This is a genomic window from Cytobacillus sp. FSL R7-0696 (genome assembly GCF_038006865.1).
Lineage (GTDB): Bacteria > Bacillota > Bacilli > Bacillales > Cytobacillaceae > Cytobacillus > Cytobacillus kochii.
In genome coordinates this window covers 1,556,797-1,573,797 of the sequence record NZ_JBBOWA010000001.1, presented here as the reverse complement: position 1 = coordinate 1,573,797, position 17,001 = coordinate 1,556,797, and the positions used below count along the sequence as shown (strand labels likewise).

The 17,001-nt window shown below is 35.9% G+C and carries 23 protein-coding genes and 2 pseudogenes; 20 read left to right on the top strand and 5 right to left on the bottom strand.

The window, feature by feature from the left end; all coding sequences use genetic code 11:
- Positions 1 to 218: 218 nt before the first annotated feature.
- From MKX29_RS08275 to rpsI, 8 genes are all read left to right on the top strand, one after another.
- Positions 219 to 521, top strand: a complete 303-nt coding sequence (locus tag MKX29_RS08275) for a hypothetical protein (RefSeq protein WP_341105049.1) — start codon at positions 219 to 221, stop codon at positions 519 to 521.
- A gap of 4 nt (positions 522 to 525) precedes the next feature.
- Positions 526 to 747, top strand: a complete 222-nt coding sequence (locus MKX29_RS08270) for a hypothetical protein (protein ID WP_341105047.1) — start codon at positions 526 to 528, stop codon at positions 745 to 747.
- Between the two features lie 272 nt (positions 748 to 1,019).
- Positions 1,020 to 1,859 carry an energy-coupling factor ABC transporter ATP-binding protein gene (locus MKX29_RS08265; protein WP_289435098.1) on the top strand — a complete coding sequence of 280 codons (840 nt, stop codon included), beginning with the start codon at positions 1,020 to 1,022 and terminating at the stop codon, positions 1,857 to 1,859.
- Complete coding sequence (locus tag MKX29_RS08260) at positions 1,835 to 2,701, top strand: energy-coupling factor ABC transporter ATP-binding protein (protein ID WP_224938679.1); 867 nt, start codon at positions 1,835 to 1,837, stop codon at positions 2,699 to 2,701. The genes MKX29_RS08265 and MKX29_RS08260 overlap by 25 nt, the downstream gene beginning before the upstream one ends.
- Complete coding sequence (locus MKX29_RS08255; RefSeq protein ID WP_095371194.1) at positions 2,701 to 3,498, top strand: energy-coupling factor transporter transmembrane component T family protein; 798 nt, start codon at positions 2,701 to 2,703, stop codon at positions 3,496 to 3,498. Before MKX29_RS08260 ends, MKX29_RS08255 begins: the two co-directional genes overlap by 1 nt.
- A 9-nt stretch (positions 3,499 to 3,507) precedes the next feature.
- Complete coding sequence (gene truA, locus MKX29_RS08250; RefSeq protein WP_341108234.1) at positions 3,508 to 4,269, top strand: tRNA pseudouridine(38-40) synthase TruA; 762 nt, start codon at positions 3,508 to 3,510, stop codon at positions 4,267 to 4,269.
- A gap of 203 nt (positions 4,270 to 4,472) precedes the next feature.
- Entirely contained in the window at positions 4,473 to 4,910 is a 438-nt protein-coding gene (gene rplM / locus MKX29_RS08245) for a 50S ribosomal protein L13 (RefSeq protein ID WP_095371192.1), read from the top strand.
- A gap of 22 nt (positions 4,911 to 4,932) precedes the next feature.
- Positions 4,933 to 5,325: a 30S ribosomal protein S9 gene (rpsI, locus tag MKX29_RS08240; protein WP_095371191.1), complete on the top strand. Its 393-nt coding sequence runs from the start codon at positions 4,933 to 4,935 to the stop codon at positions 5,323 to 5,325.
- A 100-nt stretch (positions 5,326 to 5,425) separates the two neighbouring features.
- Here rpsI and MKX29_RS08235 read toward each other — a convergent pair whose 3' ends face one another.
- From MKX29_RS08235 to MKX29_RS08230, 3 genes and pseudogenes are all read right to left on the bottom strand, one after another.
- Complete coding sequence (locus MKX29_RS08235; protein ID WP_341105044.1) at positions 5,426 to 6,406, bottom strand: tyrosine-type recombinase/integrase; 981 nt, start codon at positions 6,404 to 6,406, stop codon at positions 5,426 to 5,428.
- A gap of 36 nt (positions 6,407 to 6,442) precedes the next feature.
- Positions 6,443 to 6,499, bottom strand: a pseudogene (locus tag MKX29_RS24480) (Arm DNA-binding domain-containing protein); the annotation flags it as partial.
- 154 nt (positions 6,500 to 6,653) lie between these two features.
- The gene (locus MKX29_RS08230; protein WP_341105042.1) at positions 6,654 to 7,169 is read right to left on the bottom strand and encodes a helix-turn-helix domain-containing protein; all 516 of its coding nucleotides are present in this window, start codon (positions 7,167 to 7,169) and stop codon (positions 6,654 to 6,656) included.
- Between the two features lie 168 nt (positions 7,170 to 7,337).
- Here MKX29_RS08230 and MKX29_RS08225 point away from each other — a divergent pair, with 168 nt between their 5' ends.
- A complete protein-coding gene (locus tag MKX29_RS08225) occupies positions 7,338 to 7,625 on the top strand; it encodes a hypothetical protein (protein WP_341105040.1) in 288 nt (95 codons plus the stop codon).
- A 1,298-nt stretch (positions 7,626 to 8,923) separates the two neighbouring features.
- Here MKX29_RS08225 and MKX29_RS08220 read toward each other — a convergent pair.
- A complete protein-coding gene (locus MKX29_RS08220; protein WP_341105038.1) occupies positions 8,924 to 9,874 on the bottom strand; it encodes an endonuclease NucS domain-containing protein in 951 nt (316 codons plus the stop codon).
- A 317-nt stretch (positions 9,875 to 10,191) separates the two neighbouring features.
- Between MKX29_RS08220 and MKX29_RS08215 the strand changes: the two genes are divergently transcribed.
- The 11 genes from MKX29_RS08215 (at position 10,192) to MKX29_RS08165 (ending at position 16,022) form a co-directional block, all read left to right on the top strand.
- Positions 10,192 to 10,521: a hypothetical protein gene (locus MKX29_RS08215; protein WP_341105036.1), complete on the top strand. Its 330-nt coding sequence runs from the start codon at positions 10,192 to 10,194 to the stop codon at positions 10,519 to 10,521.
- Between the two features lie 264 nt (positions 10,522 to 10,785).
- A complete protein-coding gene (locus MKX29_RS08210) occupies positions 10,786 to 11,253 on the top strand; it encodes a JAB domain-containing protein (protein WP_341105034.1) in 468 nt (155 codons plus the stop codon).
- A gap of 102 nt (positions 11,254 to 11,355) precedes the next feature.
- Positions 11,356 to 11,862: an NUDIX hydrolase gene (locus MKX29_RS08205; protein ID WP_341105032.1), complete on the top strand. Its 507-nt coding sequence runs from the start codon at positions 11,356 to 11,358 to the stop codon at positions 11,860 to 11,862.
- A gap of 123 nt (positions 11,863 to 11,985) precedes the next feature.
- Positions 11,986 to 12,498: a GNAT family N-acetyltransferase gene (locus tag MKX29_RS08200; protein WP_341108232.1), complete on the top strand. Its 513-nt coding sequence runs from the start codon at positions 11,986 to 11,988 to the stop codon at positions 12,496 to 12,498.
- Between the two features lie 69 nt (positions 12,499 to 12,567).
- Positions 12,568 to 12,816 carry a hypothetical protein gene (locus tag MKX29_RS08195; protein ID WP_341105030.1) on the top strand — a complete coding sequence of 83 codons (249 nt, stop codon included), beginning with the start codon at positions 12,568 to 12,570 and terminating at the stop codon, positions 12,814 to 12,816.
- A gap of 65 nt (positions 12,817 to 12,881) precedes the next feature.
- On the top strand, positions 12,882 to 13,622 hold the full coding sequence (locus MKX29_RS08190; RefSeq protein ID WP_341105028.1) for a metallophosphoesterase family protein: 741 nt from the start codon (positions 12,882 to 12,884) through the stop codon (positions 13,620 to 13,622).
- A 123-nt stretch (positions 13,623 to 13,745) separates the two neighbouring features.
- A complete protein-coding gene (locus MKX29_RS08185) occupies positions 13,746 to 14,027 on the top strand; it encodes a hypothetical protein (RefSeq protein WP_307316911.1) in 282 nt (93 codons plus the stop codon).
- A 97-nt stretch (positions 14,028 to 14,124) separates the two neighbouring features.
- On the top strand, positions 14,125 to 14,328 hold the full coding sequence (locus MKX29_RS08180) for a hypothetical protein (protein ID WP_307316908.1): 204 nt from the start codon (positions 14,125 to 14,127) through the stop codon (positions 14,326 to 14,328).
- Positions 14,329 to 14,443: 115 nt separating this feature from the next.
- Positions 14,444 to 14,878, top strand: a complete 435-nt coding sequence (locus tag MKX29_RS08175) for a DUF3888 domain-containing protein (protein ID WP_233435325.1) — start codon at positions 14,444 to 14,446, stop codon at positions 14,876 to 14,878.
- A gap of 100 nt (positions 14,879 to 14,978) precedes the next feature.
- Complete coding sequence (locus tag MKX29_RS08170) at positions 14,979 to 15,659, top strand: HAD family hydrolase (protein ID WP_341105026.1); 681 nt, start codon at positions 14,979 to 14,981, stop codon at positions 15,657 to 15,659.
- Between the two features lie 150 nt (positions 15,660 to 15,809).
- Complete coding sequence (locus tag MKX29_RS08165; RefSeq protein ID WP_341105024.1) at positions 15,810 to 16,022, top strand: hypothetical protein; 213 nt, start codon at positions 15,810 to 15,812, stop codon at positions 16,020 to 16,022.
- Positions 16,023 to 16,159: 137 nt separating this feature from the next.
- On the opposite strand, the pseudogene MKX29_RS08160 reads toward MKX29_RS08165, so the two are convergent.
- Positions 16,160 to 16,922: pseudogene (locus tag MKX29_RS08160) on the bottom strand (hypothetical protein).
- Between the last annotated feature and the right edge of the window lie 79 nt (positions 16,923 to 17,001).

Sequence of the window (17,001 nt, the reverse complement as noted above, 5' to 3'; positions counted from 1 at the left end):
TCGCCCCTAAGTTTTAGTTAATAGAATTTTTGTAACTCCTATTCAATAGCATAATTAGTGGCAGAGTACGTGGGTATGTATGGTCGGTGCATCATACAGGTAAGGGAAAAAAGAAGAATTAATTATATACGTGAAAACGCGTAAAAGATATGGGGTAAAGTGAAGAACTGCATGCAAAGGTTGAAAGCGCGTAAAAGGTAGGAAAGAAAGGCAAAGTATTGCGCGTAAAAGGTGGAATCGCGCAAAAAGTAGTAAAGAAAGCTAAGGAATTGCGCGTAAACGGTGGAATCACGCAAAAAGTAGTAAAGAAAGACAAAGAACTGCGCGTAAACGATGGAAACGCGCAAAAAGTAGTAAAGAAAGCTAAGGAATTGCGCGTAAAGGATGAAAGCGCGCAAAAAGTAGTAAAGAAAGCTAAGGAATTGCGCGTAAAGGGTAGAATCACGCAAAAAGTAGTAAAGAAAGTCAAAGAACTGCGCGTAAAAGGTGGAATCGCGCAAAAAAGTAGTAAAGAAAGCTAAGGAATTGCGCGTAAACGATGGAAACGCGCAAAAGGTAGTAAAGAAAACTAAAGAATTGCGCGTAAATGATGGAATCACGCAAAAGGTAGTAAAGAAAACCAAGGAATTGCGCGTAAAGGGTGGAATCGCGCAAAAGCTGGCAAAGAAAATCAAGGAATTACGTGTAAACATTGGAATTGCGCTAAAACTAGTAAAGAAGCAAGACTTGTGCATAAAGAATCATTAAACGCATGAACCATTCTGAATGCAAGCCAGTGATATTAGTACGATTAAGAATTGGTTTTCTATCACTTCAGAGCCGTGACCTATTGATAGCATTGAAGAATAGCGATGAAGTGAGTCAGAAGAAAGAACGAAGTATAAGAGCAACTAGGTCCCCTGTCGTCGCCTTAAAGGCTTGCCAATCGCCCAGTTTTCTAATAAAATTTAGACGTTAGATTTTTAGGTTTGTTTTTAGTAGAGTTGAGAGCAGCAGAGGTTGGAGAGGAGTAGATGAGTATGAAGAATTCCCTCGTGCAGATAAGGAATCTTTCTTTTAAATATGATGAGAATGCGGATTATGCGTTGAAAGATGTGACGTTTGATATATATGAAGGGGAATGGTTGGCGATTGTTGGTCATAATGGATCAGGCAAGTCAACGATGGCTAAGCTTTTAAATGGCTTAAATTTCCCAAAGGAAGGCAGTATTACGGTAGATGGTTTGCTGCTATCAGAAGAAACGGTTTGGGACATACGAGATAAAATTGGGATGGTTTTTCAAAATCCCGATAACCAGTTTGTTGGTACGACTGTACAGGATGATGTGGCTTTTGGTTTAGAAAATCACGGCATCGAGAGAGAGGAAATGATTAAGCGTGTCCATAACGCGCTGGAGAGTGTGAAAATGGAACAGTTTCTTGATCAAGAGCCGCACCATTTATCAGGTGGCCAAAAGCAGCGTGTGGCCATTGCAGGGGTTCTAGCGCTTAGGCCGAATATCATTGTCTTGGACGAAGCGACCTCTATGTTAGACCCGCGTGGTCGTGAAGAGGTGTTAGAGACGATCAGACAGTTAAAAGCATCGCAAGAAATGACTGTTATTTCCATCACACATGATTTAGAAGAAGCAGCAAAGGCTGATCGCATGATTGTGATGAATAAAGGACAGCTTTATCGGGAAGGTAGTCCGGAAGATATTTTTCAATTAGATGAAGAGTTGATATCGTTAGGACTCGATATTCCATTCCCTGTGAAAATGAGCAAAATGTTAAAAGGCTTAAATATCCCAGTATCTAAGCATCATTTATCTGAAGAAGAATTGGTGGAAGAATTATGGACATCTCACTCAAAAATGTAGAATATCGCTATCAGGTCAATACGCCGTTTGAAAGATTAGCGATTCAAGATGTGTCTATAGATATTCCATCTGGCACATTTCTCGCTTTAATAGGACATACTGGTTCTGGGAAATCGACCGTCCTACAACATTTAAATGCATTACTGAAACCTACAGCGGGCGAAGTTGTTATTGGTGAGAGAACGATTACTTCTGAAAAGAAACAGAAAGGCTTAAAAGCGATACGCCAAAAAGTAGCGATTGTGTTTCAATTTCCTGAGCATCAACTATTTGAGGAAACTGTAGAGAAAGATATTTGTTTTGGTCCGATGAATTTCGGTGTGAATGAAGGAGAAGCAAAAAGGCGAGCGCATGAAGCAATTAAACAAGTGGGCTTAGATGAGTCGATTTTACAAAAATCACCGTTCGACCTTTCTGGTGGACAAATGCGCCGAGTAGCCATTGCTGGTGTATTAGCGATGCATCCTGATGTCATTGTGCTTGATGAACCAACAGCTGGCCTAGATCCTCGTGGGCGCAAAGAAATTATGGATATGTTTTATCAGCTTCATAAAGAGCGGAATTTATCTACGATTCTTGTAACGCATAGTATGGAGGATGCCTCACGCTATGCAGATAAGATTGCTATTATGCATAAAGGTGAAGTCTATAAAGTGGGCACACCACTCGATATTTTCTCTGACCCAGAGCAATTGATAAAAATGGGCTTAGACGTACCAGAGGTTGTGAAGTTCCAGCAAAAGCTAGAGAAAACATTCGGCTATAAGTTTGCTAAAACATGCTTAACAATAGAGGAAATCAGTCAAGAAATGCCTCGCTTTTTAAAGAGAGGTGAAGCCTAATGATGGAAAAAATGATTTTTGGACGCTATGTTCCAGCTGATTCAGTGATTCACCGAATGGACCCGCGCTCCAAACTCATTATCGTTCTTTTATTCGTATGTGTTGTTTTCATCGCTAATAATGCGATTACGTATGGTGCCCTTGTTGTCTATACCTTATTAATGCTAGCGATGTCGAAAGTGCCGATGCGCTTTGTATTTGGTGGCTTAAAACTCGTCTTCATTTTGATTATTTTTACGTTCTTGATGCATATCTTTTTAACAAGAGAAGGACCGATTATTTTTGAATTAGGATGGTTTAAAGTATATGAGGAAGGCTTGAGACAAGGGATTTTTATCTCTTTACGCTTTTTCCTATTAATCTTAATCACATCGATCCTAACGTTAACAACAGCCCCTATTGCGATTACAGACGGTTTAGAGAGTTTGTTAGGCCCACTTAAGAAGTTGAAGTTTCCGGTGCATGAGCTCGCCCTAATGATGTCTATCGCTTTAAGGTTTATTCCGACGCTCATGGAGGAAACAGATAAAATTATGAAGGCACAATCAGCAAGAGGCGTGGAGTTCTCCTCAGGCCCTGTAAAAGACCGTGTGATGGCCATTATTCCACTACTGATTCCGCTGTTTGTGAGTTCATTTAAACGAGCAGAGGAGCTTGCCACAGCAATGGAGGCACGTGGTTATCGTGGAGGCGATGGACGGACAAGGTATCGTAAGCTTGTGTGGAGCGGAATTGATACATTGATGTTGTTATTGCTTTTGGCTTTAACGATATTGTTAATTATATTTAGAACATAAAGAGGGCAAATCATGAGAATCAAATGTATTATCGCTTACGATGGCACAGGCTTTGCGGGCTATCAAGTACAACCGAATAAACGGACTGTCCAAAGGGAGCTAGAAACAGCACTTACGAAGCTGCATAAGGGCAGTGAAGTAAAAGTTGTTGCTTCTGGCCGCACGGACGCTGGTGTTCATGCGGTGGGTCAAGTAATTCACTTCGATAGTCCTTTGCAGTTGCCTGAGGAGCGTTGGCCAGCTGCATTGAATTCTATTCTGCCGAATGATGTTGTAGTAGAGGAAGCGGCCTATGTAGCAGAGGACTTCCATGCGCGATATCATGCCATAGGTAAGGAGTATCGCTACCGATTAATACGCACGAAGAAAAGCAACCCTTTTTTGCGGCATTATGCTTATCAGTATTCCTTTCCAATAGATGTGGAACGTATGCGCGAAGCCATCCCGTATTTATTAGGAGAACATGACTTTACAAGCTTTTGTTCAGCAAGATCTGAAGTGGAAGATCGCGTGCGGAACATCTATGGGGTTTATATTGAGGAACATGATGATGAGCTACTGTTCCGTTTTGTTGGTAACGGGTTTCTTTATAATATGATTCGCATCTTAATGGGGACCTTACTTGAGGTTGGTAAGGGCGAGCGAGAGCCACATGAAATAGAGAAGATTTTAGCGAAGAAAAACCGTATCTTTGCTGGGAAAACGGCACCTGGTCATGGCCTGTATTTATGGCAAGTCTATTACGATGAAAATATTGCTAATGATAAGTAAAGAGCGTCATTTGCTGGATTTGCGAGAAAAAATTCTTAAAACAACTAATCCAGGTGTAACATCGACTTGACAATCAGCTGGTAAAGTTATATTATAGCATATGGTATTATTATTAAAACCACGATAAGCCCCGGAATCTTATTGTGTAAGAATATATGAAACCAAAAATGATTATAATGGATTTAATTTAGGAGGGAAAACCGATGCGTACAACGTTTATGGCGAATGCAAACAATATCGAACGTAAATGGTACGTAGTTGATGCTGAAGGCAAAACTCTTGGACGTCTTGCTAGTGAAGTAGCATCAATTCTACGTGGTAAACATAAACCAACTTATACACCACATGTGGATACTGGTGATCATGTAATTATCTTGAACGCTTCTAAGATCGAATTAACTGGTAAGAAGCTTACTGATAAAATTTACTACCGCCACAGCATGCACCCTGGTGGTTTAAAAACTAGAACTGCTAATGAAATGCGTACAAACTACCCTGAGAGCATGTTAGAGCTTGCTATTAAAGGCATGCTTCCAAAGAACTCTCTTGGTCGTCAAATGTTTAAAAAATTACATGTTTACGCTGGTAGCGAACATGCGCACCAAGCACAACAACCAGAAGTTTACGAACTTCGTGGATAATTAATTAGGGGAGGTTATTAACTTGGCACAGGTTCAATATACTGGTACTGGTCGCCGTAAGAGCTCAGTAGCTCGCGTACGTTTAGTCCCTGGCGACGGTAAAATCGTTATCAATGGTCGTGAAATCAATGAATATATCCCGTTTGCAGCTTTACGTGAAGTTGTTAAACAACCACTAGTAGCTACTGAAACAGTAGGAAGCTACGACATTCTTGTAAATGTTAAAGGTGGTGGATACACTGGTCAAGCTGGCGCAATCCGCCACGGTATCGCTCGTGCGTTACTTCTAGCTGATCCAGAATACCGTCCAACACTAAAACGCGCTGGACTATTAACACGTGACGCTCGTATGAAAGAACGTAAAAAATACGGTCTTAAAGGCGCTCGTCGTGCACCTCAGTTCTCAAAACGTTAATAAACCTTATATACCAAGGTTTTGCCCTCTATGCTCTTATGAGCAGGGAGGGCTTTTTCATGTGTAAATTTAGAATTGAATACCCTTTGAATACCCCAAGCTAAAATTTCATGTACTTCTGGAACATCTCGGCTGTTTTCTCCTTCGCCTCATCGGTCACATGAGTGTATATATCCATCGTAGTTTTAATATCTGTATGTCCAAGCCGAGTTTGTACATCTTTGATGGAAGCACCAGCTGCAAACAACAAACTGGCATGTGTGTGCCGGAAGGCGTGAACATTTATTTGAGGCAGCTCCGGGTTCTTTAGATAAATCCTCTCTAGCTTTTCATTTAAGTAAGCTAATCGACAATAATCCATTTCATGTTTTAACTGATTATAGACCGTAAAGATGGGTTGCTTATCATCAGATTGAAAAGGTGCGGCAAGTTCTAACTTCAAATAGCGCTGTATTTGCTTGCTGCGCCATTTTTTTAAAATCGCTAGAGTTTCATCATCCACGCTAACTACACGCCGGGAGGCCCTTGTTTTTGATGTCTGAAGCTGTTTTATTCCGCTTGTGTGAATCAATGTCTTTTTTAAGCTGATCGACTTATGTTGGAAGTCCACGTTCGACCAATGCAAGGCATATAGTTCCCCCTTGCGTGCCCCTGTGAAGGCGAGCAACCGAAACATGGTATAAGCCATGTCATCGTCTTGAATCGACTCCAGGAAGTTCCTGAGTTCTTCACGCGTGTAGTAATATTTTTTCTCTTCCAGTTCCGGATTATATTCCATCTCATGTTTTAGTTTCGGCAACGTCACATGATCCATTGGATTGCGTTTAATAATATCCATTTTCATTGCATATCGAAAAACCAGGTTTGCTTGTATTTTATAATCATTAAAGGTTTTAAGCTCCTGGGCCCAAGCATTGATAGTTTTTTGACAATGCGAGCGGGATATGTCTTTCATTTTGTAAGGACCGAAGACTGGGAGGATTCTACGGTTAAATTTACTTTCAATTGCATACACCGTTGTTGGTTTTACTTCTTTACGGTGCTGCTTAAACCATTCCTCAAAGACTTCCCGGAAGGTCATCTGATCATTTTGGCGGAGTCCGAGTTCATCAACTTCCAGCAGTATTTTTGAAAGCGAGATTTTTGCTTCTTTTTTTGTCTTGAATCCCCGCCGTGTGGTCCGTTACTTCTTTCCAGTTAGCGGATCCTTACCGAGATACGCATCAAACATATAAGCGGTGGTACCATCCTTCTTTGTGTACTTTTTAATGTTTGCCATAATAGTTTCCTTTCCAATACGCTGGCAGGCTATATGCAGGAAAAGAAAGTTATTCAAAAATTAATTCAAGTATAGTTCTAACTTTTTTGCGTTTTTCGTCTGTTAAAAATTCATTTTTATAGTACAAGTCAATCTTCATATTCAGAAGGTCATGAAGGTCAAATAATCTTCTTCTTAATTCGTCATCTGTTAGTTCTCTAATAGATTGCTCTCCATATTCCGTTTTTATTTCTTCAGTGCATGGAAGGGTGACAGCTATATTTCTCATTTCATTTAAAAATTTTTCTACATTTAAAGGATTATAGCCTTCATATTTTCCATGGCCATTCTCTAAGTCTATATAAGAATCAGAGTAGCCGGCTAAATTCATTAGATATATAGGTGAAACGTCTAACCCTATAGCAAGCTTTCTTAATAATGCTGGTTTAGGTAAATCTTTATATCCGTTCTCAATTTGAGACAAATATGAATCAGAGTAACCTGTTCGTACTTTTAAGTCGAGTAATGTAATTTTTTTCTCTTTCCGTATTTCTTTTAGTTTTCTTCCAAATTCTTTAGCATCCATTAAAAATCACCTCACTTTATAGGTTTGGTTTCAATTATTATCACATATAAACTTTACTAAGTAAATATATTTCTAACTAAAGTGTGGATTATGATTTGAAAATAATGTATAATTAAGTAAATAAAATATTTACTTAGTAAGTAAAAAAAAGGGGGGATAACATAGCTTATGGAGGGTTACATACCATTACAGGTTTCAGATGAGTTTAAGGGTAAATATTATGAATTATTTTATGAACTTAGTAAAGAGGCTTTTGAAGCTGCTAAGAGAGATAGTGGAGTGGTGAGGTTCATGACGAAAAAGCAATGTTGTGAGTTTATCGGTATTTCTTTTGGGCATTTGCAAAAATTAGAAAAACTTGGATTGCCAATAATCGAGTTAGAAGGTAAGGTGCTTGTCGATCGTGAGGATGTTATTAAATTCATGAATAAATATAAAAAAATTGAAATGAAATAATTAAATCGCTGGCAGGCGATATTAAATCATTGTAAACAGGGGAAAGAGTAGGTTTAAAGGAAAAAGCTTGAGGGCTATAAACATTGCCTCAAGCTTTTTGTTTTGTTTTTTATCTAAATAATCGCATGGTATTCGGATTATTATTTTGGAATTTCTAAGTTATCGGAAAGAATGCAGTTTTTTAAGCTTTTGAATGAGCGAAAAATGGCTTGAGTCACAGAAAAAAATGAGATGATTATTAGCAATTTGATGGGTCTTTTTTTGTTCCTGCTTTTGTTCCTTTTTCGCTTAAAATGTTCCTTTTTAGGTCAAAATGTTCCTTTTTTATTGTCATTTTTGCATGAATGCAAGTAATTTTCAAATTGTGCGGACCTTTATTGAGTAGCGAACATACATTCCATTTTGTGTGCATGCAAGTATTTTTGCTTAAAATGTTCCTATTTTGTTTAAAATGTCCCTGCGATGTCCCTGCTTTAATATTGCATTAGGAACACCAAAATGTTGTTATACCAAGGGGCCACAGTAATATGTTCCTTGGTTCCTTATTTTATTAAAGAAAGACTATATATATAAATATATATAGGTATGTGTACACGCATATAAAGGTTTTCAAAATAAAGGAGGAACAAAGGAACATTTGGTAAATTTCAAGATAAATTGAAAGTGATGTGAGAGAAAGCTGCCTTTGTTGTCCGTAAGCTGTTTTTCTGTGAACAGTTGGCTTGTGAAAAACGATCAGACGTCCGTTAAGTTAATTACAATGTGTCAGAGAGCCACTACTATTCGAAAGGATGCTAAAGAGCTCCTAGGACCCTTAATAAACCGTACTTATGGCTATGAGAAAGGGCTCTTATTTTAATGAAAATGATTTATGAATATTAATTTCAAGATTAATTGACAAAAAATGGAATATAATGTATAATTAGATTAGTTATTCAGGACTTTGAATGGCTTAGGACTAACAGCTATATGTGCCTGTTGATGAGGCTGTGTCACCTCCCTTGAACCAATCAAGCACCATTTCTCTCCCTGTGCAGGAGGCGGAATTCTACACATGCCACTTCACTTTTTATTAAGATTATCTTTTAAATCAATTCTCTACCTGTGACTGAGTAAATCATAAGAATATAATAAAACAGTGAATAAGCTCGACTACCTGAGGATATTCACTGCAATATTTAAAAGCAAGTATCTAGCTATAAATGTATGTAAACATTAAAAAAATTATTATGTCCACCAATAATAGACAATAACAAAAATAGTGACTTAAAATTTTAACGGGTAAACTTCAAACTTGATTAAATAGCTTTATCCTGTTCATCATTAGCTAATAGAATTATTTTATCTTCGGATAATTTAACTTTTGGATTTGGCTCAAAACTTTCAATCTTAAGTAGCCCTTTGTCATCTTGAATAAATATTTTCATTTCAATATTTCTAACATTCATCAATGCCTTACTAATTACTTCATCATAGGAAGGTGCTATGGTAATTACTCTTACGTCTTCTCCTATTTCTGATTGATAATAAGCAGACTGCCATATTAAATTTTTATCATTTGTTCTCATTTTTAATTCAAGAATACAAGCTGTACCATTTTTATCTTCAGCCAGTATATCAATTACGCCATCTTTCACCTTTACTTGTGTATCAATCAATTTCATATCAGTTTCAACTATTTCAATGTTATGAGCAATGTAGCTTTCCAGCATTTTTTCATTACCTTTTAGAATGACTTCAGTAGCTAATTCAAGCTCCCAAAGATTAAGTTGATTGACTATTTTTGTGTATTTTTCTTCGTATTCGTCACTACCTATACAATCTGTACAAATATTAAAATCTACAAAGCAATCTGAAGGGTTAACAAGATTCTGAACATTTTTCCATGATAATTGAGGTACTCCAACAAGGATTTTATTTTGCAAACCCTTCATCAAATTATTTGGTAAACCACTCCAAGCTGACCATACCCAGTGTTCTCTACTCTCTGCTTCTAAATTTTCTATCTTTTTATATCTAAAACAATCATTACAAAGCCATTGATTTTTATAGAAGACGGTAAAGTTTCTTTTAAGCACATTTATCTGTTCTTTTTCATCCAGAACCATTAAAAAATCTCCATTATCAAAATCCCACTCTTCCTCATCATTTCGATATCCATATACAAAATACTTTTCTCCTTCGTCTTGGCGATAATCTACCTTCAAAACACTATATGATTGTTTTATAATCTCTAAATTGAATTCCATCTAATCACCTCACAAATATAATTTCCAAATAAAAAGAAACAATCCATTAAGAAAAAAGAATAACGGGTTTATTTTAGAGGTGAAAACAAGAATGTTCCATGTCGGAATTGGAAATAGGAAGAGTAATGCAGGTGAAAAGGGGGTCAATCAACGTTTCTGCGTAGAAAAGATTTAAAAAATGAAATCAAAAGATAAATGAGGAAGATTTCACTATTTGCTTATACGCCTCAGTTGTTCTTTATTTGCTACTCAAAGAACAAAATAAAAAGACGAATTTCTTAGAGTGAAGAAAGATAAAGCTCGTTTATAAACATCCTTTGCGACCGAATATCCCAGATAGCGTTAGAGGTTTATATAATCTTGTCGGAGGAGAGACACAGATTGGCTTACACGCCTTTGTGACAATTGACGATGCGGTATTAGACCCAACGATCTACCAACAACGGCAATTCCTTGACTTACCCAATTGCTATATAACTGGTGAATTCCCTGAGAACCTTGAGGGATCATTATCTACGGTTGATAGTTACGCGCGGAGATTCGCTGAAGAGTTAGATATGCCCTTTGAGTTATGGTTACGAACGCATGAATTACACGCGCATGAATTAGCCCTAGAGCAATTGCGCAAATTGAGAGAAAAGGTGTAGTAGATTTACTTTATATGTAGTTAAATTGAATAAGCATTCATGCAGGGTGCGTAAGCGCTTATTGACCAACTACACAGCCAAAAATTATGGCTGTTTTTTTTAAAAAAATTTTTCGCTATTTTTCTGCACAGAAATTGCAGCTTTTTATTAAAAATCAGCGATTTTTGTGATTTTTACGGCCATAAATCTTTGTTTTCTACTTTTGTTATAACGTGATTTAGTTGATATATTTCAAACAACCCATAAAGAAAAGGAGAGGTTTAGATGCAAGAAGCGATTTATGAGATAGTAAATATCAAGCAAGAGATTTTCAACTGGGACCGTCCAGTTATCAAGGTCACAGGGGTGGCAGATGTGGTTGATTTCATTGTCAGTGAAATTGGTTTCGAAGATAGAAAAGTGTGTTTAGCATTAATGCTAAATACAAAATTAGAGGTGATTGCTACGCATCGTTATAGTGTGGGTTCATTGGACTCCAGTATTGTTCATCCGAGAGAAGCACTGAAGGCAGCCATTTTAAATAATGCATGTGGTGTAATATTGTGCCATCAGAATACATCAGGTGCGATGGATGTCAGTAAGGATGACTACCTGGTGTATGAACGAATGAAAGAGGCTTGTTACATTGTAGGAATTGATTTGCTTGATTATCTCATTGTCACGTACAAAAGCGAATATAGGAGTCTGAGAGAAATAGGAGACTTAGAACGTAGAACGATATTGAATCCGTGAGGCTCAGTTAGGGGTACTATCAGGATTAGTTTAAGAAAGACAGGTGATTGTTTATATCGGAGAGAACTTATAAAGAAATAAATAACTCAAGGTGGTTAGAAAATGGGAATGTCGGATTATTATAAAAAAATCCGTGAAAAAGTCGGTGATGAACTTATTTTTATGCCTAGTGTAGCAGGGATTGTTCGAAACGATTTGGGAGAAATTTTATTACAAAACAAAGGAAATGGCGAGAAGTGGAGTCTACCTGCTGGTGCAATTGAACTCGGAGAAGCGCCAGCCGAAGCGGTTGTTCGTGAAGTATGGGAAGAGACAGGTTTATATGTTGTGCCCAAAAAGTTATTAGGTGTATTTGGTGGGAAAGACTTTCGTTATCAATATCCTAATGGTCACCAAGTGGAGTATAACGTCTTTATATTTTATTGCGTTATTCAAGGTGGTGAACTAAGTCCAATAGATAACGAAACGTTTAAACTTCAATATTATAGTCCAAGCAATATGCCTGACCTTGCTTTACCTTATCCTAAAGATTTATTTTTACATAATGAAAATAGTGAATTATATTTTCAGTGGAATGAACAGTGGTTAAAAAATCTATCTCAAAAATAATTTTTGCGTGATTAACAAACGGGGCAGTTTATTGAAAGAAGGAATTTTATATCAAGCTATATAATATGGAAACCAATAAACATAAAGATTGGGGGGAATTATGTGAATGATTTACCAAAAGTCATGTTAAGAGATTTGACACTAAATGATATGGAAGACCGTTATCAATGGTGTTTGGATAAAGACGTTACAAAATATCTTAATGTACCAGAAAAATATCCTCCATTTAGTCGAGAAGAAACGCAAAAATGGCTACAGATGTGTATAAATAGAACAAATGGCTATGAACAAAAAGCAATTGAAACTGAGGATGGGAAACATATTGGCTGGATTGATTTGAAAAACATTGATAAGCATAATAAGAATGCTGAAATTGGAATAGCAATAGGAGATAAAAACTATTGGGGAAAAGATTATGGTTTATCAGCAATGAGAGAAATGCTTATATGGGGTTTTATAGAGTTAGAACTAAACAAAATTTGGTTAAGAGTTGATATTGATAATAAAAAAGCAATTAAATCGTACAAAACAATAGGTTATATAGAGGAAGGTATATTAAGGCAAGACCGTCTTAGAAATGGAGAGTACATAGACCGTCTTAGAATGAGTATTCTTAAAGGGGAATTCTTCAACTAAACGGGCAGGATTGTTGAAGAGGAATTGAAAAAATATGGAATATATTGTAAGTAAAAAGGGGTGATTTATATGAAAGTTTGGTTTTCATTATTAGGCGGATTAGTAATCGGTATCATACTATCATACTTTTTCCTTGATTATAATGGATGGACCATACATCATATGGGGGAAAACGGTGAAGTAGTTAAAACAATAAATGAATTAGATTTTAACTTGATTACAAATGGATTCTTGATAGTAGCTGGTGTGTCTTTTTTGATATATGTAGTTTGGACATTAATTGAAAGAAAAAAGAGTGATAAAAGTTTCTTCAACTAAAGGTGGCTTTAATGAAGTAAGAGAGATCTTTCTATAGTTCGTTTTTTATGGGGGGAATTAAATTTATGCAATTTGCAATAATTGCTGATATTCATGGTAATGCACCAGCATTAAGAGCCGTTCTATCAGAAATAGACAATCTAAACAATATTGATCACATATATTGCTTAGGAGATATGATTGGTATAGGTCCAGAAACAAATGAAGTGTTACAAATGTTATTCTCAAGATCCGATACTTCAATGATTACAGGGAATCATGATGAAGCTATATTAGCTTTAGCAAAAGGTCAAGAGTATCCTAAAAGTCATTCTCATGTTAAAAAACATCATCAATGGTTATTAGATAGAATGGATAAATATTTTATTCAAAAATTAGACCAATTACCTCGAACTATAAAGCGAAACATAGAAGGTTGTTCAATCCTATTTATTCATTACCAAATTGAATACAACAAAATAAATGAACATATTAGTAAAGATCCGTTTAGTTCAATAGTTAATCCAAGTATAGAAAACTTAGAATCACTATATATCGACAAAAATGAAGATTTGATTTGTTTCGGTCATCATCATCCATTACATTATTTCATAGGTCAAAACACTATTTATTTAAACCCTGGTTCACTTGGCTGTAATGATAAGCCAACAGCACCCTATGCAATCGTGACAATAAAGAATAACAAAATAAAAGTCAATATCAAAGAAGTACCATATGATAACTCTTCTTTCTTAAAGTCTTATCATAAGTTAAGGGTACCAGAACGTGATTTCATCCTAAAAGTTTTTCACGGTAATCAAATCTAATATTTCTTACTCAACTAACGGGCCAGATTGTTTAAGAAGAAAGATAGGTATTTGAGGGGGGAACAACTAGATAATTAAAAGAAATTTGTGGTAAAATGGAAAAAAATACTAGGGAGGGCTTTGGTGCAAGCATTTTGGGATTATTTCGGTGGAATGGGTTTTTTAAATATGCTATTTGTATATTTTCCAATTGGGGTAGCTATTATTAGCGTTTTGCTCACTTTACTATTCAGAAAAACTTTTGTCCCAGTTATTGTAGTTTCTCTTATATTTGGATCATTTTTCATTTATACCTACACACAATTCAATGCTACTTTTGAAAATTTCCTTATTCCTTTGATTATTTATATTTTAATTGCGTTTCTGCTTGGTAAAATTACTAAAAAATTTGTTATCAAAGCCTAACCTTTCTATTCCGTATAAGGGCGATTTAATGGCATAAGTTGTGTCAGAATCCGGCCATTTAGTTGAATAAGTTTTCTTAGGGAAGGGAGAAAAAGTAATGTCTAAAGGTTTGAAAAAAATGTTATTTTGGTCACTTGGATTTCCAGTTATAATTACTATACTCCGCATTATTACGGATTACTTTTTTGATCGTGATATTGAATTATTCTCATATTCGGCAGTCTTCTTGGGGACAGTTGTCGCGGGATTAATTTTTGCAGGACCATTAAATTATTATATATCAAAATCTCGAGAAGGATAAAAATAGCTTATTGAAGTTCTTCTGTTATCGAGGCGCAATTATTGAATAAGGTTATACCAGAATAGGGACAGATTCTTGAATAAATTATTTTAGTTCTTAGGAAAACTAAAATGAGGTGATAATTATTAATAAATTTGCGGTCTTGCTTATGGTTGGAATGCTTTTAGTAATCTCTAATAGAACAGTAAATGCAAAAACAGAAACAATAAATGAAGCCGATACGGAATTATGTGAAACGGTTAAAATGGCACTTATAAGTAGCCTAAGAGAACCAGTAGATAAAGCAATTGTTGAAATCTACAAAGACGACAAAAATGTACCTGAAGGTCTTACTTGGGCTTCATATGATACAGAAATCCTTAAAATAAAACAGTTATATGGAATTGGTGGATTATATGAGATAACGCTTAAAGTATACCCTTACTATCGTGCTCATATGGGTTATGGGGAAGATGAAGTCGTGATAAATACAAGAGGGAAACTCATAAATTATAAACACTTGAAAACATATCCTCGAACTGCAACTAAAGGGAGCGATTCATTAATATGAATAAGCGCCCTTTTTATATTTCAGACAGATATTTGAAGAAGGTATTTAAGTTAACGATAAAGAAATAAAAAAGAATTATGTTTCTTGGGAGAGATGTAAAATGATTAAGGCTGTCATATTTGATTTAGATGGAACTTTGTTAAATCGGGACGAATCAGTTAAGAAGTTTATTGATAATCAATACGAGCGATTGAATAAATGGGTAGGGCATTTATCAAAAGAGAAATACACCACAAGGTTCATAGAGTTAGATAGCCGTGGGTATGTTTGGAAAGATAAAGTGTATCAACAATTAGTGGATGAATTTGGAATAACTAGGGTTAACTGGGAAGGTTTACTTCAGGATTATATAAGCGAATTTAAGAATAGTTGCGTTCCTTTTCCTAATCTACTAAGTATGTTAGAAGATTTGAGAAAGAGCAACCTTATATTAGGAATAATTACAAATGGATATGGGCAGTTTCAGATGGATAATATAAAGGCTTTAGGAATTGAAAAGTATTTTAAAACTATTTTAGTTTCTGAATGGGAAGGAATAAAAAAACCTGAACCTCAAATATTTAAAAGAGCCTTGGAGCAACTGAATGTTTCAGCTAATGAAAGTATATTTGTTGGCGACCACCCAGAAAATGATGTGAAAGCTGCTCAAAATGTAGGGATGAAAGGAATTTGGAAAAAAGATTCTCAATGGGAAAATGTCAAAGCAGATATTATAGTAGATGATTTTGCGGATTTACCTTTAATTATCAAAAATTTAAACAAACAATTAATAGAGTCTTGATAAACTAACGGATAGAAGCGCAGATGTTATTCCGTTAAAGGGCGCTATTCTAGCACAAGGTTAAGCGCTCATTTTTCATTTTAGGGCCATTTTGTGAAGAAGATATTGTATGATATTTAATATCTAGCTAACTGTTTAGGAGGGATTAATATGGATGTGGGTCATACATTGTTTGCATCAGATAGTATGTTTGCTCTTTTAACTTTTGTACCTATTGTTTTTTATCTAATTGCTATTGTTTTTGCCATTTATTTTGTTATTAAAGTAATTAAGTTCATGAATGAAAAGACCAAATTAGACCGTGAAAGAAACGAGAAACTTAGTGAAGTAATTAAAACACTTAATCAAGATAAAAAAGATTAAATAGTATTAGGGGTCCTACCACATAGCCATCAAGCTAACAACGTATATTAATAGATAAAAATGCTCCTTCCTCCAAAATTAGCAGGTAATGAAAAAGTGGGCATGACAAAAAAGCTCTTTAAAAATCTATTTTTTTGCTAGGCAACTTGTTTCCTATTCTTCACCGTCGTTTCATACACAATTCCAAGAATATCGAAGACAGTCATTTTCTTATAACGGATGACATTTACGACCGTTCTTTTTGAGCAGCTGATAAAGGCGATGCAAAATATTCAAAAGTCCTCCTGTGCCAACTGCCATTGCTTGAAATATTAATGGAAGGTAATTTTTAATCATATAAATCGCCTTGTATTCACTCAACTCCTGCTTTTTCTTTTCAAGCAGTAGCTGCCGCATTTGAAACATGGTAGAAGAACAGATGAGAATGCCGATAAGTTGGCCATACCCCTGCAGTATTACTACTCCCTCCAGATCCTTGATAATTTGTAGCGAAGGTATCCGGTAGCTGAAATACAGTGCATCTAAAATCCGGATACGATTGAAAGCAGAAATCAAGTCTGAAGAAAGTGAATGATTTAAACAGAGTTTTTGTTTTAGGAGTGAGGTAAAGACTTTTCGAAGGAATGCGACAGCTGCCGGATTAAAGCGTTGATTCAGCCCTTCTGGGCTTATTAGTACACCAGTGGAAGATTCTAACCGACTGCACAATTGTGTAAGGGATGTGCTAGCGATTTCCTGGCTGAGCCAAACACAAAGGGCGATGAGTTCATCTGCTTGATACTTACTAGATTGCTGCACAAAACCAACTTTTTTGGCTATTTCTTTAAGAACGATTGGGGATAGAAAACGTTGTATTTCTTGTGCTAAAAGTGTCAGTTCACTAGAGATGATAGGATTCATAAAAAAAACCCCATCCTTTCTCGTAAACTACTTACGATAAGCATAGCGTTTTTTCCTTTTTTGAGGTATTGTTTTAACT